Raw genomic sequence first — 21,824 nt, 5'->3', positions numbered from 1 at the left:
GAGGGCCTATCCTCTACGCCATGTCGTCCGCCGATTTGATCCGCATCGTCTCCCGTTCCTCCCCCATGGCCCTCGCCCAGGTCGAACGGGTCCGTACCGAGCTCGCCGCGCTGCGGCCGGGGATCCGTACGGAGGTCGTACCGGTCACCACCTCCGGCGACCGGTGGATGGGCGATCTGTCGAAGCTGGGCGGGAAGGGCGCGTTCACCAAGGAGGTGGACGCCACGCTGCTGGCGGGTGAGGCGGATCTCGCGGTGCACTGCATCAAGGACGTGCCCGCCGACCGTCCGCTGCCCGCGGGCACGGTCTTCGCCGCTTACCTCAAGCGGGACGACATCCGCGACGCCGTCATCCACCCGGGCGGGCTGACCCTCGACGAGATGCCCGCTGGGACCCGGATCGGCACCTCCTCGGTCCGCCGCGTCGCCCAACTGGCCATCACCCACCCGCAGTTGGAGTGCGTGCCGATGCGCGGCAACGCCAACCGCCGGCTGGAGAAGCTGGACGCGGGCGACTGCGACGCGCTGCTGCTGGCCGTCTCGGGTCTCGAGCGGATCGGCCGTACGGACCGGATCAGCGAGATCCTGCCGGTGGACACCATGTGCCCACCGATCGGGGCCGGGGTGCTGGGGCTCCAGTGCCGGGAGGACGACACCGAGACGATCGAGGCCGTGGCCGGGCTCGGCGACGCCGCGGTCTGGAAGGAAATCACCGCGGAGCGCATGCTGCTGCATGTGCTCCAGGGCCACTGCAACTCCCCCATCGCGGGCTATGCCAAGGCCGAGCGCGACGGCCGCCTCTCCCTGCGCGCCCGGGTCTTCAGCCCCGACGGCAAGACGGTCCTGGACGCCCACGAATGGGCGGGCCCCCTGGACCCGGCCACCCTGGGCACATCGGTCGCGGTGGCACTCCTCCGGCAGGGCGCCCGCGAGGTCATCGACACCATCCCGCACTGAGGCGCTGTCCCGCACTCATCCCGCACTTGAGGCGCTGTTGTCCCGCGCTGAGACCGCCTCAGGCCCCTCCCGGGCCCCCGGGCCCCCGGGCCCTCCTGGGCCCTACCGCGCCCGCAGCCGTCGCCACACCGCACGTGCCGCGTGGTGGCCGGACATGCCGTGGACGCCGGGCCCGGGTGGGGTGGCGGAGGAGCAGAGGTAGACCGCCGGGTGGGCGGTGGCGTAGGGGACGCGGGCCAGCTTGGGACGTATGACGGCCTGGATGCCCTCGAAGGCGCCGCAGGCGATGTCGCCGTCGATGTAGTTGGCGTTGCGGGCGGCGAGTTCGGGTGGGCCGGCCGCCGCGCGGGCCAGGACCAGATCGCGGAAGCCGGGGGCGAAGCGCTCGATCTGACGCTCGATCACCTCCGTGGCGTCGCCCTTCCAGCCGCTGGGCACATGGCCGTAGGCCCAGAAGGTGTGCTTGCCCTCCGGGGCGCGGGAGGGGTCCAGGAGGCTGGGCTGGGCGGTGATCAGGAACGGGGCGGAGGGGTCGCGGCCCTCGACGGCGGCCCGTAGCGCCGCGCCGATCTCGCCCGAGGTGGGGCCGACGTGGACGGTGCCCGCGCGGCGGGCGTCGGGCGCGGTCCAGGGGACCGGGCCGGACAGCGCGTAGTCGATTTTGAAGGCGCTGGCCCCGTAGCGGTAGCGGCGGTAGGCGTTGCCGAGACCGGCGATACGGGCCAGGGCACGCGGCGAGGTGTCGAAGATGTAGGCGCGGGCGGGCGGCAGCTCGTCGAGCCGCTTGACCTCGGTGGAGACGTGGATCGTCCCGCCGTGTGCGCGCAGGTACGCCCCCAGCGCGTCCACGATCGACTGGGAGCCGCCGCGCGGGATCGGCCAGCCGACCTCATGGGCCGCGACGGCGAACATCAGGGCGGGGCCGCCGGTGGCCGGGGAGCTGGTGGGCGCGATGGCGTGCCCGGCCAGCCCGGCGAACAGGGCGCGCGCCTTCTCGTCGCGGAAGCGGAGCGGGCCGGCGAGCAGCGAGACCGGCTGGAGTGCGTGCAGCCCGAAGCGGGCCCAGGTGATCGGGTCGCGGGGCACTCCGTCCCAGTGGGCGCGCAGCAGATCGGGGGCGAGGGTGGCCCAGCGGCCGAGGTAGGGCGCCAGCAGCCGGCGGTAGGTTCCGGCGTCGCGGGGGCCGAGCGACATGGCGGTCTCGCCGACCGAGCGGGCCAGCACCGCGGCCGTGCCGTCCGGGAAGGGGTGGGCCAGCGGTAGCTCGGGGTGGAGCCACTCCAGGCCGTACCGGGCCAGCGGCATCCGCTCGAAGGCCGGGGAGCCGATGGCGAGGGGGTGCACGGCGGAGCAGGAGTCGTGCCGGAAGCCGGGGAGGGTCAGCTCTTCGGTGCGTGAGCCCCCGCCGATGGTGTCCGCGGCCTCGAAGATCTCCACCGCGCAGCCGCGGCGGGCGAGTTCGACGGCCGCGGTCAGCCCGTTCGGTCCGGCACCCACTACGACCGCGTCGAGCATGGACGGCACGTCGGCTCCCCCTCGTCCTCGAGGTATCGGTGGAACGATCAGCCGGCGTCGGCCAGCAGGCCCAGGATATGCCGAACTGCCGCCTCGTCCCTGGCCGCCGTGAAAGGAAGGGCGTTGCCCCCGCTGATCCGGAACGGCTTGCCGTCGAGCGTGCTGTGCGCGCCGCCCGCCTCGTCGACCAGCAGCAGACCGGCGGCGTGGTCCCAGGCGTTCTCCCAGGTGAAGGCGACGGCGTCGAGCAGGCCCCGGGCCACGTTCAGATACTCCAGACCGGCCGAACCGCAGGGGCGCACCTCGGCGCCCGGCGCCCGCAGGCCCGACAGGGTGCGCTTCTCCGCGTCGGTGGTGAAGTCGAAGTGGGAGATGGCGACGTGGAGGGCCGTGCCGGGCTCCGGGGAGCCGCTGTGGATCGGCTCGCCGTTCAGCAGCGCGCCCCCGCCGCGGCGGGCGATGGCCATCAGGTCGAGCACCGGGGCGTACGTCCAGGACGCGAGGAGCTCTTCCCGGTGGGCGAGGGTGACCAGCGTCGAGAAGCCGGGGTCGCCGTGGACGAACTGCCGGGTGCCGTCGACCGGGTCGACGATCCAGACGGGCGCGTCGCCGCCGAGGGCGGTGAGCACGGCCGGGTCGGCGTGCACCGCCTCCTCGCCCACCACCACGGAGCCGGGCAGCAGCTTGGTGAGGGCGTCGGTCAGATGCTCCTCGGCCAGCCGGTCGGCGGTGGTCACCAGGTCGTGCGGGCCCTGCTTCTCGACGATCTCATGGGCGGCGAGCTGCCGGAAGCGCGGCATGACCTCTTCGGCGACCGCCTCGCGGACCGCCTTCTCCACCGCGCCGAGATCACCGGCGAGAAATTCATCGATCATGCGTTCATCGAATCATGTCTCTGCGACAGCGAGTGGCACGGCGACTGCGGGAAGGTGTCATCGAGGTGAAGGGAGCGACCGCCGCGAAAGGCGCGAACCCGCATATTTACCGATAACACGGCGCACCCCGGTGATGTACGGGAACGGGCGCGGGGTCACGGCACGCGTTCGGCGGGCTGGTCGGGGGCCGGTTCGGGGCTGGGCTCCGCCGGGCGGCGGGCCCGGGAGCCGGTGGTGAGCAGGCCCAGCGTCACGATGGCGAGCCCGCATCCGGCCATGATCGCCCAGCCCAGATGGCTGGCCCCGGGGAACCCGGAGCTGAAGGGGCCGCGCACCCGGGCGGTGGAGACCGAGCCGAGGACGGCGACGCCGAGGGCCGCCCCCACCTGGCGGCCGGTGGAGGTGACCGCGGCGGCCACCCCCGCCTGGGAGCGCGGCATCCCGGAGACGGCCGAGTAGGTCAGCGGGGCGTCGAGCATGCCGAAGCCGATGCCGAACGCCACATAGGCGATGACGAGGTACCAGATCGGGGTGTCCGCCCGCACCTGGGTCAGCAGCAGTCCGCACGCCGCCGTGCCGGCCCCGGCGATCACCATCGGGATGCGCGGGCCGCGGGCGCCGACGATTCGGCCCGCGAGCGGTGAGGAGACCAGGGTCATGGCCGCCATCGGCAGCGTGAGCAGCCCGGTGTGCAGCGGGGAGAATTCCTTGACGTCCTGGAGGTACAGGGCGTTGAGGAAGAGGAACCCGGCGAGCGCGGCGAAGCCGCACACCGCCGAGGCGATGGCGCCGCTGAAGGAGGGGCTGCGGAAGAAGCGGACGTCCAGCAGCGGTTCGGCACGGCGGAGTTCATAGCGGATGAGAGAGACGGCGGCGGCCACGGCGACGGTGAAGCAGCCGACGATGGGCGCCGAGTCCCAGCCCTTGACCGGGCCCTCGATGATGCCGAACGTGAGCGTCGCCAGCGCCACGATCACCAGCAGTTGCCCCACCGGATCGAGCCTGCGCGGCCGCGGGGCCTTGGACTCGGGGACGAACAGCGCGGTGAGGGCCAGGGCGAGGGCGGCGACCGGGAGGTTGACCCAGAAGACGGCCTGCCAGCCGGTGGAGTCCACCAGCGCACCGCCGACGACGGGCCCCAGCGCGATGCTCACGCCCGCGACCGCGCCCCACATCCCGATCGCCCTGGCCCGCTCCCTCAGGTCGGTGAAGGTGTTGGCGATGATCGAGACCGCGACCGGGTTGAGCATGGCGCCGCCCATGGCCTGCACCATCCGGAAGGCGATCAGCGAACCGGTGTCGGACGCCAGCCCGCACAGCAGCGACCCCAGGCTGAACAGCAGCAGCCCGGTCTGGAACGTTCTGCGCCTGCCGAACCGGTCGGCCATGGAGCCGGAGAGCATCAGCAGGCTCGCGAGCACCACGGTGTAGGCGTCCACCGTCCACTGGAGCCCCGAGGGCGTGGCGTCCAGATCCTCCTGGATGGACGGCAGGGCGAGGTTCACGATGGTGGTGTCGAGGCCCACCATGAACAGGCTGATGCAACAGATCCCCAGGATCAGCCACTTGTGGCGGTGGTGCGGCGGCGGGCGGTCGCCCTCGCTGTCCGCGTGGCCCGGGGTGGCTGGGCTCGTGGCGTCGGCCATGGTTCGCCTCCCGATCGGGGCGGGTCGTGCCCCCGGCACACGGGCCGTTGCGACCTCCGCATCGCACGGCGCGCCCGCCGGGGGTGTCCTCGCCTGGTTCCGGACTATGCCTTGCGGCCGGTGATCACGACGGTGTCCGCGCCGAGCTGCACCCGTCCGGCGGGCTCGATGCCCACCGCGCGGAACCACTCCTCGTACTCGGCGCCCGTGTAGACCATGCCCTCGCCGGAGGCGATGGTGTGGAAGTACGCGGACAGCAGCGCCGCCCGCTCGGGTCCGGTGCCGTCGTCGTCCTGGCGCGGGGTGACCACGTAGATCGCGCCGCCGGGAGGGAGGGCGCGGGCGGCCTTGGCGAGGAGCTCCTGGACCCGCTCGGGGGACCAGATCTCCAGGAAGTGCGCGAAGAGCACTCCGTCGCAGCCTCTCGGAAACTCGTCGTGGAAGGCGTCGAGGCTCACCGCCCGCACCCGGTCGGCCAGCCCCAGCTTCTCGATCTTCTCGTTGGCGGCCGCCGCGACGGAGGGCAGATCGCCGATGGTGATGCGCAGATCGGGCCGGCGGGCGGCGAAGTTGGAGGCGTTGATGGCCGTTCCGCCGCCGATGTCGAGGAGGTGGGTGCACTCGGAGAGGTCGAGCTTCTCTCCCAGTTCGGCGCCCACGAGCCTGCTCACCGAGGACATCATGGTGTGGAATGTGGCTTCCAGTTCGGGATTTTCGGCAAGCCGTCCGTAGAGGGTGGACGCCGTTCCCGGAATCTCACGCCGCAGACCGACGTTGGTGTCTTCCTTGAGGGATTCACAGAACCAGGCCATTGCCCGGTAGATACCGTCTTGTTCCCAGGGAATGTTGGAGGCGGGCGCCTCATCGAAGTTGGCGGTCAGCGGCTTCGAGAGAGGGGTGGTGTGGTAGCCGTCGCCCTTCTTGTCCAAAAGCCCGAATACCGTACAGCCGAGAAGGAGGATACGGGTGGGCTGCTCCTTGAGGCCCAGCCGGGTGGCTATCTCGCCCACGGCCAGGCCGGGCTCCTTCTCCGCCAGCGCGAAGAGCCCTAACTGGAATGCCGCGCTCAGGAACTGAAACCGATAGTGGGCCTTGTAGAGCCCCCGGAGCTCCACATCTATCGGTACCTCGGTTTGTGTCATGCCCAACCCTTCTGTGGCAAGGAGTCGTTCGGCCGACCGCACATCAGAGCATAAAAACCGAGGTGATTGTAACCATGTTCGAAGGTATTCGGGGGCCCGCTTTTTGTTCTCCGCGACCGCCCGCCGATAGTCGACGAGCGGCCGCGGAAACGGAATTAACCCCTCCTTAGGAAAAGGGGCCATGCCTTGCCGGGGTGCGGCCGAAGCGGCGAGCCGGTCAGCCGGTGAGCGCGGGGATGATGTGCTCGCCGTACGCGTCGAGCGTGCGCTCCTTCGCGTCATGCATCGCGTAGACCGCGAACTGGCCGACCCCCAGCTCGCGCAGCCGCTCCAGCTTCTCGATATGCGCCTCGACCGGGCCCAGCAGACAGAACCGGTCCACGATCTCGTCGGGCACGAACGCCGTGTCCGGGTTGCCGGCCCGGCCGTGGTGGGCGTAGTCGTACCCCTGCCGCCTCTTGATGTACGCGGTCAGGGACTCGGGCACGGCCCCGGAGTGCTCGCCGTAGCGGGAGACCAGGTCGGCCACGTGGTTGCCGACCATGCCGCCGAACCAGCGGCACTGCTCACGGGCGTGGTCCAGATCGTCGCCGACATACGCGGGGGCGGCGACGCAGATGGTGACCGCGTCCGGATCGCGCCCGGCCCCGGCGGCGGCGGAGCGCACCGCCTTGACCATCCACTCCGTCAGGAACGGGTCGGCGAGCTGCAGGATGAAGCCGTCGGCCTTCCGCCCGGCCAGCGCGAGCGCCTTGGGGCCGTACGCCGCCATCCACACCGGAAGCCTGCTGTCCTCGATCCAGGGGATGCGCATCGGGCTGCCGTCCACGACGGCCTCCCGGCCCTCCGCCAGATCGCGGATGGCGCCGATGGCGTCCTCCAGGCGGGCGAGGGTGTTGGGCTTGCGCCCCGCCACCCGCAGCGCGGAGTCGCCACGGCCGATCCCGCAGATGGTGCGGTTGCCGTACATCTCGTTGAGCGTGGCGAAGGTGGAGGCCGTCACCTCCCAGGTTCGGGTGCCCGGATTGGTGACCATGGGGCCGACGATCAGCCGCTCGGTCCGGGCCAGGATCTGGCTGTAGATGACGAACGGCTCCTGCCACAGCACGGCGGAGTCGAACGTCCAGCCGTAGCCGAAGCCATTGCGCTCGGCGCGGCGCATCAGCTCGACGACGGCCGAGGCCGGTGGATCGGTCTGCAGCACGAGTCCGAAGTCCATGCTCGCTCCCTGGATCAGCTCAGGTACTGACAGGTGTCGCGGATGAGGAACTGGCCGTGCCCGGCACGTCCGGTGTACTCCCGCCGGTCGATGACGGGGACACCGCGCGAGAGCACGGTCTCGACCTGCCCGGTGATCTGCCTGCCCTCGTACGCCGAGTAGTCGACGTTCATGTGGTGGGTCTCGGCGGACAGGGTCTGCCGGGCCCGCGGGTCGTAGACGACGATGTCGGCGTCGGCCCCGGGGGCGATGGTGCCCTTGCGCGGGTAGAGGCCGAACATCCTGGCCGGGGTGGCGCAGGCGATCTCGATCCAGCGGCGGCGGGAGATACGGCCGTCCACCACGGCCTGGTGGAGCAGGTCCATCCGGTGTTCCACGCCCGGCATTCCGTTGGGGATCTTGGAGAAGTCGCCGCGGCCCAGCTCCTTCTGCCCGGTGAAGCAGAACGGGCAGTGGTCGGTGGAGACCACCTGGAGGTCGTTGGTCCGCAGCCCCCGCCACAGCGCGGCCTGGTGCTCGACGGGCCGCAGCGGGGTGGAGCAGACGTACTTGGCGCCCTCGAAGTCCGGTTCGGCGAGGTTGTCCGTGGACAGGAACAGATACTGCGGACAGGTCTCGCCGAAGACCGGAAGCCCCAGGTCACGGGCGTGGATCAGCTCCGCGACGGCCTCCTCGGCCGATACGTGGACCACATACAGCGGCGCGCCGGCCACCCGGGCGAGCTGGATGGCGCGATGGGTCGCCTCCGACTCCAGCAGCGCCTTGCGGACCTCACCGTGGTAGCGGGGGTCGGTCCTGCCCTCGGCCAGGGCCTGTTCCACCAGGACGTCGATGGCGATGCCGTTCTCGGCGTGCATCATGATCAGCCCGCCGTTGCCGGAGGCGCGCTGCATGGCCCGCAGGATCTGCCCGTCGTCGCTGTAGAAGACGCCCGGATAGGCCATGAACAGCTTGAAGCTGGTCACGCCCTCCCCGACCAGGAGATCCATCTCCTTGAGGGTGCTCTCGTTCACATCGGAGAGGATCATGTGGAAGCCGTAGTCGATGGCGCAGTTGCCGCGCGCCTTGAGGTGCCAGGCGTCCAGCCCCTCGCGCAGGGCGTGGCCCACGGTCTGGACGGCGAAGTCCACGATGGTGGTGGTGCCGCCCCAGGCCGCCGCCCGGGTGCCGGTCTCGAAGGTGTCGGAGGCGAAGGTACCGCCGAACGGCATCTCCATATGGGTGTGCCCGTCGACCCCGCCCGGGATGACGTACTTGCCGGTGGCGTCGATCGTACGGTCGGCGGTCCAGCCCTGGGTCCACTCGCTGCCGGGCGCGGCGAGGGCGGCGACCTTGCCGTCCTCGATCAGCACATCGGCCGGGGTCTCCTCGGCGGCGGTGACGACCAGCCCGCCGCGGATCACGGTACGGGACATCAGCTCGCGCTCCTTCCGGACCGGGTGGTCTCCAGGCCGGTCTTGAGGGCGGCTTCGAGGATCTCCGCGCCCTCCTCGGCCTCGGCGACGGTGAGGCTGAGCGGCGGGGCGATCCGCAGCACGCTGCTGTTGTGCCCGCCGCCCTTGCCGATGAGCAGCCCGCCCTCCCGGGCGGCCTCCAGCACGGCGGACGCGCCCTCGGGGGACGGCTCGCCGGTGCCCGGGTCCACCAGCTCGATGCCGATCATCAGCCCCCGGCCGCGGACCTCGCGCACACCGTCCAGACCGGCGCAGGCGGCGCGCAGCCGCTCGATCAGCAGCCCGCCGACCCGGCGGGAGTTGCCCTGGAGATCGTGTTCGACCAGGTGGTTGAGGTTGGCCAGACCGGCGGCCATGGTGATGGGGCTGCCACCGAAGGTGGAGATGGAGTTGGCGCCCAGGCAGTTCATGACCTCGGCGCGGGCGACGACACCGCCGATCGACATGCCGTTGCCGATGCCCTTGGCGAAGGTGAGGATGTCGGGCGGCCCGGAGCCGTCGTGCGCCTGCCAGCCCCAGAAGTGGTCGCCGGTGCGGCCCCAGCCGGTCTGCACCTCGTCGGTGATCCACAGAATGCCGTGCCGGTCGAGCACCTCGCGAAAGGCGGCGAACAGCCCGTCGGGCGGGGAGGTGAAGCCGCCGACGCCCTGGATCGGCTCGGCGATCAGCGCGGCGACATTGCCGTGCGCCTGGCCGAGTACGTCCTCCAGGTCGGCCACGCACGCCTTGATGAACTCGCCGTCGGACAGCCCGGCGAACGGCCCCCGGGTGCGCACCGCGCCGTGCACGTACAGCGTCTGCAGCGGGGACAGGCTGGTCGGCGACCAGCCGCGGTTGCCGGTGATGCCGACGGTCGAGAAGGAGCGGCCGTGATAGCTGTTGCGCATCGCCAGGATCTGGTTGGAGCCGCGGAACGCGGTGGCGAGCAGCAGGGCCGTGTCATTGGCCTCGGTGCCGGAGGTGGTGAAGAAGACCCGCGCGTCCGGGATGCCCGACAGCGCGGCGACCCGCTCGGCCAGGTCGACCATGGGCCGGTCGAGGTAGAGCGTCGAGGTGTGCAGGATCCGGCCGGCCTGCTCGCTGATCGCCTTGGTGACCTCGGGGAGGGCGTGGGCGGTCATCGTGGTGAGGATGCCGCCGAAGAAGTCGAGGTAGCGATTGCCCTCGGCGTCCCAGACATGGCGTCCCTCGCCGTGGGTGATCTCGATGGGGCGCTGGTAGTAGATCGCGAGCCAGTCGGGGAGTACGGCCTGGTGGCGGGCGTGGAGGGCGGCGTGGGGGCCGCCTTTGACGTCGTTGATGTCGCTGCTCACGGCTGCACCAGCCCCTCGTAGGCGTCGGGCCGCCGGTCCCGGTAGAACGCCCACTGCTGACGCACCTCGTCGATCAGGCCGAAGTCGAGGTCGCGGACGATCAGCTCCTCCTTCCTGTCACTGGCCACCTCGCCGACGAACTGGCCGCGCGGATCGACGAAGTAGCTGGTGCCGTAGAAGTCGTTGTCGCCGTACTCCTCGGTGCCGACGCGGTTGATCGCGGCGATGAAGTACTCATTGGCGACGGCCGCGGCGGGCTGCTCCAGCTGCCAGAGGTAGGCCGACAGGCCGCGGGAGGTGGCCGAGGGGTTGTAGACCAGCTGTGCCCCGGCCAGGCCCAGCTCGCGCCAGCCCTCGGGGAAGTGGCGGTCGTAGCAGATGTACACCCCGACCTTGCCCACGGCGGTGTCGAACACCGGCCAGCCCAGGTTTCCCGGCTTGAAGTAGTACTTCTCCCAGAACCCCTTGACCTGCGGAATGTGATGCTTGCGGTACTTGCCGAGATAGCTGCCGTCCGCGTCGATCACGGCGGCGGTGTTGTAGTAGAAGCCGGACTGCTCGAGCTCGAAGACGGGGACGACGATCACCATCCCGGTCTCCCGGGCCAGCTCCCGCATCCGCCGCACGGTCGGCCCGTCCGGCACCGCCTCCGCCCACCGGTAGTGTTCCGCCTCCTGCACCTGGCAGAAGTACGGCGCGTTGAACACCTCCTGGAAGCCGATCACCTTGGCGCCCTGAGCGGCCGCCTGCCGGGCGTGTTCCTCATGCTTCGCGATCATCGATTCGGTATCGCCGGTCCAGGTGGCCTGGACGAGGGCGGCACGTACGAGGTTGGCCATGATGAGCTCCTCAACCTGTGTCTACGCACGTAGAATCCGGGCTGTGAAGAACGTAAGAGCGCACTGACCACTCTGGCAATACCGCCGCCGTTACTCAACGAAGACGATCACGTTTCGTGTTTTATCGGGCTTCTCGGCCCGCCTGGGTGCGGGTTTCGTTTCGCGCCTTCGGCGCGATTGAGCAGCGGGGGTGGGGGCGCGGCGCCGCCGGGCGCCGAGCACCCCTCGAAAAAACGCTTGATCTGAAGCAACTAATTTGTCAAACGTTTTCGAGAGGGGTACCCCAACCCCCGTTGCGCCGAAGGCGCGAGACGAAACCCGCACCCGACCAGGCCGACCACGCCAAACCCTCAGGCGAGACCGGGGACACCTGGCAGGCGCGCGGCGCGGAGGGCGTGGGCCAGATCGTGGTGGGTGCTGGAGGAGACCTCCGCGGCCACATCGAGCAGCAGGGGTACCAGCGTGGCGGGGTCCTCCGCCGCCGCTTGCGCCGCGTCCTCCGGCGTACGGGCCCGTACGAGCGCTTCCAGCAGGAACGCGGCCCTGCTCGGGGCGCCCGCCGCGAGGAGCGCCTTCACGGTGTGGGCCACCTCGGGGACGGGGCGCGAGACGCTCTGCCGTAGCAGCCCCTCGCCGTCGGCCTCGCGGTCCGCCGCGACCAGTGCCTCGGCGGCCGCGGCGAGCTGTGCGGGCGGCAGGCACGCCGTCTCCCACAGCAGCGTGGACACATCGGCCCCGAGCCCGGCTCGCTCCAGTTCCTCCGCGAGCACCGGCAGCCACCCGGCGGGCCAGACGGCGGCCTCGTACAGCACGACATGGGCCTCGCCGGAGCGACCCTCCGCCCGGAGCCGGCCCAGCCGCGCGACCGCCTCCTGGGCGGCACGCCGCGCCGCCGCGCGCTCCGCCGCCTCGCGGGCAAGCCGCCGCCCGTCGTCCGCCACCCTGTCCCGCTTGCGCCCCCTGCCACCGTCCTCGCCGTCGTAGGCCCCGGCGAACCGCGCCCCACGCGGGGTCACACGGGCCTCGGTTCCGCTCTCCACCGAGGTAGGCGTGGGCGGGACCAGCGTCGGTGCCACCGCGGCGCCCTCATCCCCCGCCCCGGCGAACCGCGCCCCGCGAGGTCGCGGAGCCGCTTCCGCCTCCTCCACCCCCGCGAACCGCGCCCCGCGCGGCCGGGGTCGCGCGGGGGCAGGAGCGTGCTGGGCGGTAACCGGGCCGGGGGACGCCGCCGAGGGCTGCGCGGGCTCGTCACCCCCGGCGGCCACTGGTTCGCCGCCGGGCCCGGCCGATGCCGGGTCGCGCGCGGCGTGCCCGAGTGGCGTGGCGCCGGGGCCGGTGGCCACCTCCGCGTTGCCGCCGCCCTCCCCTTCGTACGCCACCGCGAACCCCGCCCCCTGCGGACGCCCTGCCCGACCGCCCGCGTCCCAGGCGGGCCCAGAGGCACTCGCGAGGGTGCCCGGGGGCCTCGCCGCCACGGCGTCCGGGGGCGGCGCGGGACGGGACACACCCGGCAGCGCGGCCAGGCGGGCGTGGAGTTCTTCCGCGCGGGCGGTGGCGCGCTGGTAGTCGTCGTGGGCCCAGGCCAGTTCCGCGGCGAGGCGGTGCCGGGCGGCCGGGTCCTCGGCGGTGGACAGGGCCGACCGGAGGTCGGTCGCGCGTTGGGCGGCGCTCCGGCGTTGACGGAGCATGCCGTCCAGGCGGTCCCGAAGGGCCTCGTGGCGGCCGGGCCCGGCGTCGTGGGCCGCGACCGAGGCTCGGTAGAGGGTCGCCGCGCGGGACGCGGCCTCCTGGGCGGCACCGGGGCCGTGCTGGGCGGAGAGGTCCTGCAGCAGGGACTGGACGAGGTCCCACGGCGGGACCTCGAGGCCGTCGAGACAGGCCCGCAGCCCGTCCGGGTCGCGCAGGGCGAAGACGCCGTACCAGCCCGCCCCCGCGTCCAGCCGCCTCGTCAGCACCCGCAGATACGTCGCGAACTCCTCGACCTCGGCCGGGAGTTCCCCGCTCGCCATGGCCACCCCTCCCCCTCGGACGATGGACGCTGCACAACCCGAGGCCACGCATTCGACACCCTGCGTGTTACGGGACCGGTTACGGCTGTGCTACGGGCGCTTTTCCTACTCCGCACATGACAGGCAAGCTTGCAAGTTTGCCTGTTGATTTTCTATGCTCACACCATGGCCCCGCATGATCCAACGCACCTCGCCGTCGACCTCGCCGGTGCCGTCACCCAGCTGATGCGCCGCATGCGGGCGGCCTCCTCGCAGGGAGCGCTCACCCCCTCCCAGCGCGCCGTGCTCAGCCGGCTCTACAACGAAGGGCCGACGACCACCGCCGCGCTGGCCCGTGCCGAGCTGGTCCGGCCGCAGTCGATGCGCATGATCCTGGCGGCGCTGGAGGAGCAGGAGCTGGTGGAGCGGGCCCCGCATCCGACCGACGGACGGCAGGTGGTCATCTCCAGCACCGAGCGGGGGCGGCAGGCGATCGCCTCCGTACGGCAGGCCAAGCAGAGCTGGCTGCTGGACGCGATCGACACCCGCCTCGACGCCGATGAGCGCCGCACCCTCGCCGAGGCCACCGACCTCCTCAAGCGACTGGTCCAGGAATGACCGACACCGCGGGAAAGCCCGCCATACCGGCGACCGGATCGATGGGCGGGAGCCACGCCCCCGCCGATCCCTTCGGCCCCCGGTTGATGGCCCCGCTGCTCATCGGCTCGGTCCTCAACCCCGTCAACTCCACGATGATCGCCACCGGCCTGGTGGCCATCGGCCATGACTTCGGGGTCGGCGCCGCCCAGACGGCCTGGCTGGTGGCCTCCCTCTACCTCGCCAGCGCCGTGGCGCAGCCCGCGATGGGGCGGCTCGCGGATCTGCTCGGTCCGCGCCTGGTCTTCCTCTCCGGGCTGCTCGTGGTGTGCGCCGCCGGGCTGGTGGGCGCACTCGCGCCCGCGTTCGGCTGGCTGATCGCCTCGCGAGTGCTGCTCGGCATCGGTACGTCCGCGGCGTACCCAGCGGCGATGGCGCTGCTGCGCGCCCAGTCCTTCGCCACCGGACGGGAGACACCGCGTCCCGTGCTCGGCCGGCTCTCACTCGCCGCGCTCGGCAGCGCGGCGGTCGGACCGGTGCTGGGCGGGGTGCTCACCACGACGGCCGGATGGCGGGCGATCTTCGCGGTCAATGTGCCGCTGGCGCTCATCGGCATCACGCTCGCGCTGCTCTGGCTCCCCAGAACCCGTATGACGAGCGCGGAGGACGGCACGGGCTCCGGGGCCCGCACGGCGGGAGCGGCGTTCGATCCGCTCGGGATCGCGCTGTTCACCGCGACCCTCACCACCCTCATGATCTTCCTGATGGACCTGGCGCGGCCCAACTGGGCGCTGCTGCCCGTCGTCCTGGTGCTCGCGGGCGCCCTGGCCTGGTGGCAGCTGCGCCGCCCCCGCCCCTTCATCGATCTGCGGATGATCGGCCGCAACCGCTCCCTCGCCCTCACCTACCTCCGCCACGGCACGGCGTACCTGGTCATCTACATGGTCATGTACGGATACGCGCAGTGGCTGGAGGAGGGGCACGGCTACTCCGCCTCCCGCGCGGGCCTGATCATGCTGCCCATGTCGGGCGCGGCCGCCGTGTGCTCACTGCTCGGCGCCCGTACGAAGGGCATCTACGCACCGCTCGTCCTCGCGGCCGTCCTGCTCGCCGCCGGGAGCGGGGTGCTGCTGCTCGCCGACGAGTCCACCCCGCTGGTCGCGCTGCTGCTGGCCGCGGTCCTCTTCGGGCTGCCGCAGGGGCTGTCCTCGACCGGCAACCAGGCCGCCGTCTACACCCAGGCCCCGCCGACAAGCGTCGGCGCGGCGGCCGGGCTCCAGCGCACCTCGCAGTACCTGGGCGCGATCACCGCCGCCGGGCTGATCGGGCTCTTCTACGGGCAGCGGGCGACCGCCGCCGGGCTGCACGGCATCGCCATGGTGGCGGGTGCGCTCAGCCTCGCGGTGCTGGTGCTGACCGCCACCGACCGGGCCCTGCGCGGCCGCGCCCGTACCCGCACCCGGACCTGACCACCTTCCGTTCCCTCATACGCCCCGCAGACCCACCCCAGGAGGCACCGTGCCCGCCACCACGCTCGACCCGAACACCGCCCTGGTCCTCGTCGACCTCCAGAAGGGCATCACCGGACTGCCCACCGTCCACCCCACCGCCGAGGTCGTCGAGCGCGGCGCCCGGCTGGCCGCCGCCTTCCGCAAGCGCGGACTGCCGGTCGTCCTGGTCCGGGTGGTGGCCGGGGCCCCGGGCCGCACCGAGGCGCAGCGGGGCGGGGGCGGCGGGGAGTTCCCGGCCGACTTCGCCGACCTCGCGCCGGAACTCGGCCGCGAGGACGGCGACATCGTGGTCACCAAGCACACCTGGGGCGCCTTCCACGGCGCCGACCTCGACCTCCAGCTGCGCCGCCGCGGGGTGACCCAGGTGGTGCTCGGCGGCATCGCCACCAGCATCGGGGTGGAGTCCACGGCCCGTGCGGCGTACGCGCACGGGTATCACGTGACCCTCGCGACCGACGCCATGACCGACATGGACGCCGAGGCGCACCGCAACAGCGTCGAGAAGATCTTCCCCCGGCTCGGGGAGACCGACTCCACGGACGCGATCATCGGCCTGCTGGGCTGAGGAACAGCTGACGGACGGCCGACAGACGGCTGACCGACAGGAGTACGGCGGGCTCGCGGAACCGGAGCCCGCCGTACCTGGTCAGCGGTCAGCGCTTCGGGCTCACCACCATCGCCGAGCCGCCGCCCCGCCGTTCCGTCTCGGCCGCCGCCAGCCACCGTCCGCCGGACAGCCGCTGCACTCCGGTGGCCGCCCCGATCTCGGGGTTCTGCTTGAAGGAGTGGCCGAGCGCCTCGAGCTTGGCGCGCTCAGGGCCGTTCCACAGCGCCGGTTCCAGCTCCGTCTGGGCGGCGTTGCGCTGGCTGGCGCGCGGTGCGGCGATCGCGTCGACCAGCGGCATGCCCCGGTCGAGATGGTTCAGCAGGGTCTGCAGCACGGTGGTGATGATGGTCGCCCCGCCCGGGGAGCCCAGCGCCAGCACCGGCTTGTGGCCGTCCAGCACGATCGTCGGCGACATGGACGACCGCGGCCGCTTCCCCGGGCCCGGCAGGTTCGGGTCGTGGACGGCGGGGTCGGCGGGCGCGAAGGAGAAGTCGGTCAGCTCGTTGTTGAGCAGGAAGCCACGGCCGGGGACGGTGATCCCGCTGCCACCGGTCTGCTCGATGGTGAGGGTGTAGGCCACGACGTTGCCCCACTTGTCGGCGACCGTGAGATGCGTGGTGTTCTCGCCCTCGTACGTGGTCGGGGCGGCGTGGCCCCGGGTGTCGCACGAGCCGGGCCCGGACGGGTTGTTCGGGTCACCGGGCGGTACGGGGCTCTTGAGCACCGCGTCGTCCTTGATCAGGCAGGCCCGGGAGTCGGCGAACCGCTGTGAGGTGAGCCCCTCGGTGGGGACGTCCTCGGCGGCGGGGTCACCGACCCAGCGGCCCCGGTCGGCGAAGGCTATCCGGCTGGCCTCGATATAGCGGTGCAGATAGTCGACGTCGCTGAGCTTGGAGAGGTCGGTCTTCTCCAGGATGTTCAGCGCCTCGGCGACGCTCGTGCCGCCGGAGGACGAGGGCGCCATGCCGTACACGTCCAGACCGCGGTAGTCGGTCCGGGTCGGGGCCTGCCGCTTCGTTCCGTACGACCGCAGGTCCTCGGCGGTCAGATCGCCCGCGCGCACGACGCGCTGCGCCTTCGGGTCGACGGGCGGCTTGCGCACGGTGTCGACGATGTCGCTGCCCAGCTCGCCCTTGTAGATGGCGCCGACGCCCTTCTTGGCCAGCAGCGCGTACGTACGGGCGAGGTCGGGGTTGCGGAAGGTCGAGCCGACCGCCGGGGGCTCGCCGCCGGGCAGGAAGAGCTTGGCGGTGGCCGGGAAGTCCTTGAAGCGGGCCTGGTTGTCGGCGGTCTGCTGACGGAACGTGGGATCGACGGTGAACCCGTCGCGGGCCAGCCGCTCGGCGGGCCTCAGCACCTGCCCCAGCGATCGGGTGCCCCAGTCCTTCAGGGCGTCGTTCCAGGTGGCGGGGGTGCCGGGGGTGCCGACGCTCAGCCCGCTGGTGACGGCGTCGGCGAACGGCAGCGGTTTGCCGTTTTTGTCGAGGAAGAGCTTCTGGTCGGCGCTGCGGGGCGCGGTCTCGCGGCCGTCGAGCGTATAGACCTTGTGCCGCTTGGCGTTGTAGTAGACGAAGTATCCGCCGCCGCCGACACCCGCCGAGTACGGCTCGGTGACCCCGAGCGCGGCGGCGGTCGCCACCGCCGCGTCCACCGCGTTGCCCCCGTGCCGCAGTACGTCGATCCCGGCCGCCGAGGCGTCGGCGTCCACGCTGGAGACCGCGCCGCCGTAGCCGACGGCCACGGGCGTCTTGGCCGGAGCGCCCTTGCCGGCGCTCTCGTGCCCGGCGGCACCGGCCGGGACGACGCCCAGCACCGCGACCATTCCGGCGGCGGCCGCGAGCGCGGGCAACCGGCGCCGGACGGCCGTCCCGGCGGATGTGACGGTGGTGGACCTGGTTGACGTTGCGGCTGGTCGTGCGGCGTGCCCCATCCGTGACCTCCAAGCGAAACGACAGAGGCCGGAGCCTACCCGCGAGCCACGCACCCCCAACAGGGGTGGATCGGTCCCCCATCCGTTCATGTGTCCGTTTCGGCGTTCGTTCATCCGTACGCTCGAACGTGTACCCGGTCGGCCGCTACGATGCGCGGCCATGACAGACACCCTGCAGGATCTGATCGCCTCCGCGGCCGCCCTGATCGTGGGCCTGGCCGCCGGCTGGGCCGTGCACTCCGCGTTCGCGCGCCGCAAGCGCGCCCGCGAGCAGCGCTTCTTCGGCCTGCCGGACGGTTCGGAGTGTGTGATGGTCACCCATCGGGACAGCACCTCGGCCCACTGGAGCATCCCCCGCCATGACGCGCTGGCGCTGCTGGGGCTGGCGTCGGTCGTGGAGAACTGCGGGGCGCACGCCGAGGTGGCCCCGCATGACACGGGGCTGCAGGGCTTCGGGGCGCGCACCGAGTTCTGCGTCGGCGATCCGACCGCGCACCGCAGGCTCGCCGCCCATATGACCAATCTACTGCCGGGCGTCACCGTGCACGCGGGGGACGACTCCGGCACGGACCGGGGGATGTTCACCATCGCCGGTACCCACTACCGCCCGGATCCGGGCGCGGTCGAGCATGTGCTGCTGGCCCGGCTGACGGCGGGCGACGAAAGCCGCCCGGTCTTCCTCGCCGCCGGTCAACGGCCGGTCACCCATCGCGCCGCCGTCCGCCACCTCGTCCGCAACCGCACCCGACTGGCCCGGAAGTACGGTGCGCAGGGCTCCTTCTGCCTGCTGCTGAAGGTGGTCAACTCGCAGGCGTACGGCCCGGACCTGGTCGAGGTGGTCGCGGATGTGACCAAACCCGCGACCACCTCGGTCGGCCCCCGCGCCGCCGCGAAGACGGCCGCGAAGGACGACTGAGGCGGCCGAGGACGGCTGAGACAGAGCCAAGGACGACCGCGGCAGCCAAAGACGGCTGAGTCAGCCGCGGACCCGGGCGAACAGGCGCGCCCCGCCCAGCAGGCACAGCGCCGCCAGGGCCAGGGTGACGGCCGCCCCGACGGCGACCGTGGTGTTGGCGTAGTGCCCCAGGAACACCTGGCGCACCGCGTCGACCGTGTAGCGGAACGGCACGGCGCGCGAGGCACCCGCGAGCCATCCGGGGGCCAGGGTCATCGGCAGCAGCAGCCCGGAGAGCAGCATCAGCGGCATGCCCGCCGTGTTGGCGATGGCGGCGAACTCCGGGGGCGTACGGACGTTCATGGCCAGCCCGTAGGAGAGCGCGGACAGGGCCGCCGCGAGCACGGCCACGAACAGCAGCCCGAGCAGCACGCCGAGGAGCGGCGCGCGCAGCCCGAAGGCCAGACCGAGCAGCACCAGCAGCACCGACTGGGCCACCAGCTGGACGACATCGCGCAGCGTGCGGCCGAGCAGCAGCGCCAGCGGGCTGACCGGAGTGACCCGCATCCGGTCCAGAACGCCGAGGTTGCGGTCCATCAGCAGGCCGAGCCCGACGTACGACCCGCCGAGCAGGGCGAGCTGGACGAGCACCCCGGGGACCAGCGTCTGCCAGGACGATCCGCTGACGCCCATGTCGAGTTCGGTCAGCAGCGGGCCGAAGAGCGCGAGGAAGAGCAGCGGCTGCAGCATTCCGAAGAAGAGATTGGTCTTCGAGCGAAGCGTTGAGCGCAGACAGCGGCCGAAGACGATGCCGGTGTGGGCGAGAAGAGTCATAAGAGGCCCTTGGGTGGGTTGGGTGTCGTGGTGGCACTACGGGGTGTCCGGCGGATCTCTCCCCTCCCCGCCCCTTCCCGCAGTGTCCGTTTGCGGCTCCGCCGCGTGGCAGGGGCTCGCCCCTGGACCCCGGTCCCGCCACGCGGCGGAGCCGCATATCGATGCCGCGGAAAGGGGCGAAGCCGCACACGCGGCGGAGCCGCATATCGTCAGGTGCCGGGAAGGGGCGGGGAGGGGAGGGGAACAGCCCGCCGCAGGCGCCAAGGCCCGCCGGACACCCCCTAGATGGCGAGAGGTTGCTCGGCCGTGCCCCGGCCGGTGATGGCCAGGAAGGCGTCCTGAAGGCTCGCGGCCGGATCGCCCGCATAGCGGCTCTTGAGCTCGGCGGAGGTGCCCTCGGCGACGATCCGCCCGGCGTCCACGACCACGATCCGGTCGGCGAGCGCGTCGGCCTCGTCCAGGTAGTGGGTGGTGAGGAAGACCGTGGTGCCGTGTTCGGCGCGGACGCGCCGCACCAGGTCCCACAGCTCGGCCCGGCTTCCCGGGTCGAGACCGGTCGTGGGCTCGTCGAGGAAGAGCACCTCGGGCCGGTTGACCAGGCCCAGCGCGATCTCCACCCGGCGGCGCTGGCCGCCGGACAGGGCGGCGGTCGGGCGGTCCATGAGCCCCGGCAGGCCGAGCTCACCGGCGAGTTCATCGGCACGCGCGGCCGCCGCGCCCTTGGACATCAGATGCAGCCGCCCCTGGGTTACCAGCTCCTCGCGTACGGAGCACCCGGGGTCCAGGCCGCCGGACTGGGCCACATAGCCGATCCGCCGGCGCACGCCCGCCGGATCGCGGAGCAGATCGCGCCCGGCGATCTCGGCCTCACCCCCGCTGGGCGGCAGCAGGGTGGTGAGCATGCGCAGGGTCGTGGTCTTACCGGCCCCGTTGGGGCCCAGGAAACCGAGGATCTCGCCACGGCCGACGGTCAGATCGATCCCGCGGACGGCGTGCACGGGGCCGCTGCCCAGGGAGAACGTCCGGGTGAGGCCGCGAACGCGGATGACGGATGAGGACATGCCCCGATCAGAGCACAACGCACGCCAAACTTGCAATCGACTTAAAACTTAGAGGCGAGGGCAAGTTTGCAACGGGCTAAACTTACAGCCATGAGCGAAGGACTGCGGGAGAAGCACAAGCGCCGTACGCGCCGGCGGATCGCGGACGTGGCCACCGGTCTGTTCCTGGAGCGCGGCTTCGACCGGGTCACGGTCGCCGAGGTCGCCGAGGCCGCGGAGGTGTCCGTCAACACCGTCTACAACTACTTCCCGGCCAAGGAGGACCTGGTCCTGCCACCCGACCAGGCGTCCCCGCGGCGGCTCGCCGACATCGTGCGCGAGCGCCCGCCCGGCCGGTCCGCCGCCCAGGCGGTACTGGACCGGCTGCGCGAGGAGGTGGAGCGGCGCGACCGCTCACTGGGGCTGACCGAGGGCTTCGGCCCGTTCTTCGCGATGATGCGGGCCGCTCCCACGCTGCTGGCCCGGCTGGAGGAGCTCGGCCACCGGATGAACGACGAACTGGCCGCCGTGCTCGCCGAGGAGACCGGCGCGGCGCCGGAGGATCCGCTGGCGCGCGTGGTGGCCGCCCAGATCAGCGGCTATCACTCACTGATCTTCGGCGAGATCGGACGGCGCGTCACGGCGGGCGAGCGCCCTGACGCCATCGCCAAGGCCGTGACCGAACTCCTCGACGCCATCGAGGAGATGCTCGGCGCACCGATGCTCGGCTACGCCGTACGCGAGGGACGGGAGGACCGACCGTGTTCCGAGTGACGATCCGGTGCGCCTTCGAGGAGTTGGGCGAAGACGATCGCGAGGCGCTGCGCGACGCGGTCGGCTCCCTCCAAGTGGCCTTCACCGAGGCGGGCCTTCACCTTCGACCGGAGCCTTTCGGCGTTCACCTTCCGCTGCGAGGTTCCGGCGGAGCCGGATGACGGGGAGCAGGAGGCGACGGAGCGGGCCATCGCGGCGCTGGCCGCGCATGGCTACCCGCATCGGATCCTGCGGATCGGCGTGACGGACACGCGGAACATCAAGATCCGCCGCAAATCCCGTGGGGCGGGCGGCACATAGCGCGGTCCCGGGCCCAGCCCAGGGCCCAGCCCAGGACCACCCCGGGACCTGGGGGCCGAGGGTTGGACGGTGGGCGCGATCCCGCGCGAGCGGCACCACGGGGTGTCCGGCGGGATTTTCCCCCTCCCCGCCCCTTCCCGCTACCAGGGGCTTCACCCCTGGACCCCGGGGACGCCCGCCCCTCCCACCACCAGAAGCCCCACCCCCAGGCCCCGGGAACACCCGCCCCCTCCCACCGCCAGAAGCCCCACCCCCAGGCCCCGGGAACGCCCACCCCTCCCACCACCAGGAGCCTCACCCCCAGGCCCCGGGGTGGCGGGGGGGGAGCCCCGATTTGGGCTTGGGCGGGTGGGGGGTGAAACCCCCCGCCGGGGGGGCGTGGCGGGGGC

At 72.0% G+C, this 21,824-nt stretch carries 19 protein-coding genes; 7 read left to right on the top strand and 12 right to left on the bottom strand.

Features of this window, described 5'->3' with window-relative positions; translation table 11 throughout:
• Window positions 1–20: 20 nt before the first annotated feature.
• Window positions 21–956, top strand: coding sequence for a hydroxymethylbilane synthase (gene hemC, locus ACFXB5_RS38350; protein ID WP_385217200.1), 936 nt, complete (start codon window positions 21–23; stop codon window positions 954–956).
• A 102-nt stretch (window positions 957–1,058) separates the two neighbouring features.
• On the opposite strand, the gene ACFXB5_RS38345 is transcribed toward hemC, so the two are convergent.
• From ACFXB5_RS38345 to ACFXB5_RS38305, 9 genes are all read right to left on the bottom strand, one after another.
• Complete coding sequence (locus tag ACFXB5_RS38345) at window positions 1,059–2,471, bottom strand: phytoene desaturase family protein (RefSeq protein ID WP_385217216.1); 1,413 nt, start codon at window positions 2,469–2,471, stop codon at window positions 1,059–1,061.
• Between the two features lie 47 nt (window positions 2,472–2,518).
• On the bottom strand, window positions 2,519–3,346 hold the full coding sequence (locus ACFXB5_RS38340) for an inositol monophosphatase family protein (protein WP_385217197.1): 828 nt from the start codon (window positions 3,344–3,346) through the stop codon (window positions 2,519–2,521).
• Window positions 3,347–3,501: 155 nt separating this feature from the next.
• Entirely contained in the window at window positions 3,502–4,992 is a 1,491-nt protein-coding gene (locus ACFXB5_RS38335; protein ID WP_385217194.1) for an MFS transporter, read from the bottom strand.
• Window positions 4,993–5,096: 104 nt separating this feature from the next.
• Window positions 5,097–6,134, bottom strand: a complete 1,038-nt coding sequence (locus tag ACFXB5_RS38330) for a methyltransferase (protein ID WP_385217192.1) — start codon at window positions 6,132–6,134, stop codon at window positions 5,097–5,099.
• 217 nt (window positions 6,135–6,351) lie between these two features.
• The gene (locus tag ACFXB5_RS38325) at window positions 6,352–7,353 is read right to left on the bottom strand and encodes a TIGR03842 family LLM class F420-dependent oxidoreductase (RefSeq protein WP_385217189.1); all 1,002 of its coding nucleotides are present in this window, start codon (window positions 7,351–7,353) and stop codon (window positions 6,352–6,354) included.
• 14 nt (window positions 7,354–7,367) lie between these two features.
• Window positions 7,368–8,771, bottom strand: a complete 1,404-nt coding sequence (hydA, locus tag ACFXB5_RS38320) for a dihydropyrimidinase (RefSeq protein WP_385217214.1) — start codon at window positions 8,769–8,771, stop codon at window positions 7,368–7,370.
• Window positions 8,768–10,120 carry an aspartate aminotransferase family protein gene (locus ACFXB5_RS38315; RefSeq protein WP_385217186.1) on the bottom strand — a complete coding sequence of 451 codons (1,353 nt, stop codon included), beginning with the start codon at window positions 10,118–10,120 and terminating at the stop codon, window positions 8,768–8,770. The genes hydA and ACFXB5_RS38315 overlap by 4 nt, the downstream gene beginning before the upstream one ends.
• Entirely contained in the window at window positions 10,117–10,959 is an 843-nt protein-coding gene (locus ACFXB5_RS38310) for a nitrilase-related carbon-nitrogen hydrolase (protein WP_385217183.1), read from the bottom strand. The genes ACFXB5_RS38315 and ACFXB5_RS38310 overlap by 4 nt, the downstream gene beginning before the upstream one ends.
• 350 nt (window positions 10,960–11,309) lie before the next feature.
• Window positions 11,310–12,968: a hypothetical protein gene (locus tag ACFXB5_RS38305; protein WP_385217180.1), complete on the bottom strand. Its 1,659-nt coding sequence runs from the start codon at window positions 12,966–12,968 to the stop codon at window positions 11,310–11,312.
• Window positions 12,969–13,133: 165 nt separating this feature from the next.
• On the opposite strand from ACFXB5_RS38305, the gene ACFXB5_RS38300 reads away from it, so the two are divergent.
• From ACFXB5_RS38300 to ACFXB5_RS38290, 3 genes are read left to right on the top strand one after another with little or no spacing between them, the layout of a single operon-like run.
• A complete protein-coding gene (locus ACFXB5_RS38300; RefSeq protein ID WP_385217178.1) occupies window positions 13,134–13,565 on the top strand; it encodes a MarR family winged helix-turn-helix transcriptional regulator in 432 nt (143 codons plus the stop codon).
• On the top strand, window positions 13,562–15,013 hold the full coding sequence (locus ACFXB5_RS38295) for an MFS transporter (protein ID WP_385217175.1): 1,452 nt from the start codon (window positions 13,562–13,564) through the stop codon (window positions 15,011–15,013). The genes ACFXB5_RS38300 and ACFXB5_RS38295 overlap by 4 nt, the downstream gene beginning before the upstream one ends.
• A 49-nt stretch (window positions 15,014–15,062) precedes the next feature.
• Entirely contained in the window at window positions 15,063–15,620 is a 558-nt protein-coding gene (locus ACFXB5_RS38290; protein WP_385217172.1) for an isochorismatase family protein, read from the top strand.
• Between the two features lie 88 nt (window positions 15,621–15,708).
• Here the strand turns inward: ACFXB5_RS38290 and ggt are convergent, their stop codons facing one another.
• A complete protein-coding gene (ggt, locus tag ACFXB5_RS38285) occupies window positions 15,709–17,484 on the bottom strand; it encodes a gamma-glutamyltransferase (protein WP_385217211.1) in 1,776 nt (591 codons plus the stop codon).
• A gap of 268 nt (window positions 17,485–17,752) precedes the next feature.
• Between ggt and ACFXB5_RS38280 the strand changes: the two genes are divergently transcribed.
• On the top strand, window positions 17,753–18,508 hold the full coding sequence (locus ACFXB5_RS38280; protein ID WP_385217171.1) for a hypothetical protein: 756 nt from the start codon (window positions 17,753–17,755) through the stop codon (window positions 18,506–18,508).
• A gap of 60 nt (window positions 18,509–18,568) precedes the next feature.
• Here ACFXB5_RS38280 and ACFXB5_RS38275 read toward each other — a convergent pair whose 3' ends face one another.
• The gene (locus ACFXB5_RS38275; protein WP_385217168.1) at window positions 18,569–19,321 is read right to left on the bottom strand and encodes an ABC transporter permease; all 753 of its coding nucleotides are present in this window, start codon (window positions 19,319–19,321) and stop codon (window positions 18,569–18,571) included.
• A gap of 281 nt (window positions 19,322–19,602) precedes the next feature.
• Entirely contained in the window at window positions 19,603–20,382 is a 780-nt protein-coding gene (locus ACFXB5_RS38270) for an ABC transporter ATP-binding protein (protein ID WP_385217165.1), read from the bottom strand.
• A gap of 90 nt (window positions 20,383–20,472) precedes the next feature.
• Between ACFXB5_RS38270 and ACFXB5_RS38265 the strand changes: the two genes are divergently transcribed.
• Both ACFXB5_RS38265 and ACFXB5_RS38260 read left to right on the top strand, forming a co-directional pair.
• On the top strand, window positions 20,473–21,135 hold the full coding sequence (locus ACFXB5_RS38265; protein ID WP_385217162.1) for a TetR/AcrR family transcriptional regulator: 663 nt from the start codon (window positions 20,473–20,475) through the stop codon (window positions 21,133–21,135).
• Between the two features lie 36 nt (window positions 21,136–21,171).
• Window positions 21,172–21,435 (top strand): DUF6204 family protein, encoded by a 264-nt coding sequence (locus ACFXB5_RS38260; protein ID WP_385217208.1) that lies wholly within the window; start codon window positions 21,172–21,174, stop codon window positions 21,433–21,435.
• Window positions 21,436–21,824 lie beyond the last annotated feature (389 nt).

Origin of the sequence: Streptomyces sp. NPDC059455 (assembly GCF_042750115.1) — a bacterium.
In the GTDB taxonomy this organism is placed as follows: Bacteria; Actinomycetota; Actinomycetes; order Streptomycetales; family Streptomycetaceae; genus Streptomyces; species Streptomyces endocoffeicus.
The sequence above is the reverse complement of the archived record's forward strand: the minus strand, read 5'-3'. Positions and strand labels throughout refer to the sequence as shown.

Excerpts from the sequence above, each read along its gene's own strand:
- hemC (WP_385217200.1), top strand. The coding sequence starts at position 21 with ATGTCGTCCGCCGATTTGATCCGCATCGTCTCCCGTTCCTCCCCCATG.
- ACFXB5_RS38345 (WP_385217216.1), bottom strand. The coding sequence starts at position 2,471 with ATGCTCGACGCGGTCGTAGTGGGTGCCGGACCGAACGGGCTGACCGCG.
- ACFXB5_RS38340 (WP_385217197.1), bottom strand. The coding sequence starts at position 3,346 with ATGATCGATGAATTTCTCGCCGGTGATCTCGGCGCGGTGGAGAAGGCG.
- ACFXB5_RS38335 (WP_385217194.1), bottom strand. The coding sequence starts at position 4,992 with ATGGCCGACGCCACGAGCCCAGCCACCCCGGGCCACGCGGACAGCGAG.
- ACFXB5_RS38330 (WP_385217192.1), bottom strand. The coding sequence starts at position 6,134 with ATGACACAAACCGAGGTACCGATAGATGTGGAGCTCCGGGGGCTCTAC.
- ACFXB5_RS38325 (WP_385217189.1), bottom strand. The coding sequence starts at position 7,353 with ATGGACTTCGGACTCGTGCTGCAGACCGATCCACCGGCCTCGGCCGTC.
- ACFXB5_RS38310 (WP_385217183.1), bottom strand. The coding sequence starts at position 10,959 with ATGGCCAACCTCGTACGTGCCGCCCTCGTCCAGGCCACCTGGACCGGC.
- ACFXB5_RS38305 (WP_385217180.1), bottom strand. The coding sequence starts at position 12,968 with ATGGCGAGCGGGGAACTCCCGGCCGAGGTCGAGGAGTTCGCGACGTAT.
- ACFXB5_RS38300 (WP_385217178.1), top strand. The coding sequence starts at position 13,134 with ATGGCCCCGCATGATCCAACGCACCTCGCCGTCGACCTCGCCGGTGCC.
- ACFXB5_RS38295 (WP_385217175.1), top strand. The coding sequence starts at position 13,562 with ATGACCGACACCGCGGGAAAGCCCGCCATACCGGCGACCGGATCGATG.
- ggt (WP_385217211.1), bottom strand. The coding sequence starts at position 17,484 with ATGGTCGCGGTGCTGGGCGTCGTCCCGGCCGGTGCCGCCGGGCACGAG.
- ACFXB5_RS38280 (WP_385217171.1), top strand. The coding sequence starts at position 17,753 with ATGACAGACACCCTGCAGGATCTGATCGCCTCCGCGGCCGCCCTGATC.
- ACFXB5_RS38275 (WP_385217168.1), bottom strand. The coding sequence starts at position 19,321 with ATGACTCTTCTCGCCCACACCGGCATCGTCTTCGGCCGCTGTCTGCGC.
- ACFXB5_RS38270 (WP_385217165.1), bottom strand. The coding sequence starts at position 20,382 with ATGTCCTCATCCGTCATCCGCGTTCGCGGCCTCACCCGGACGTTCTCC.
- ACFXB5_RS38265 (WP_385217162.1), top strand. The coding sequence starts at position 20,473 with ATGAGCGAAGGACTGCGGGAGAAGCACAAGCGCCGTACGCGCCGGCGG.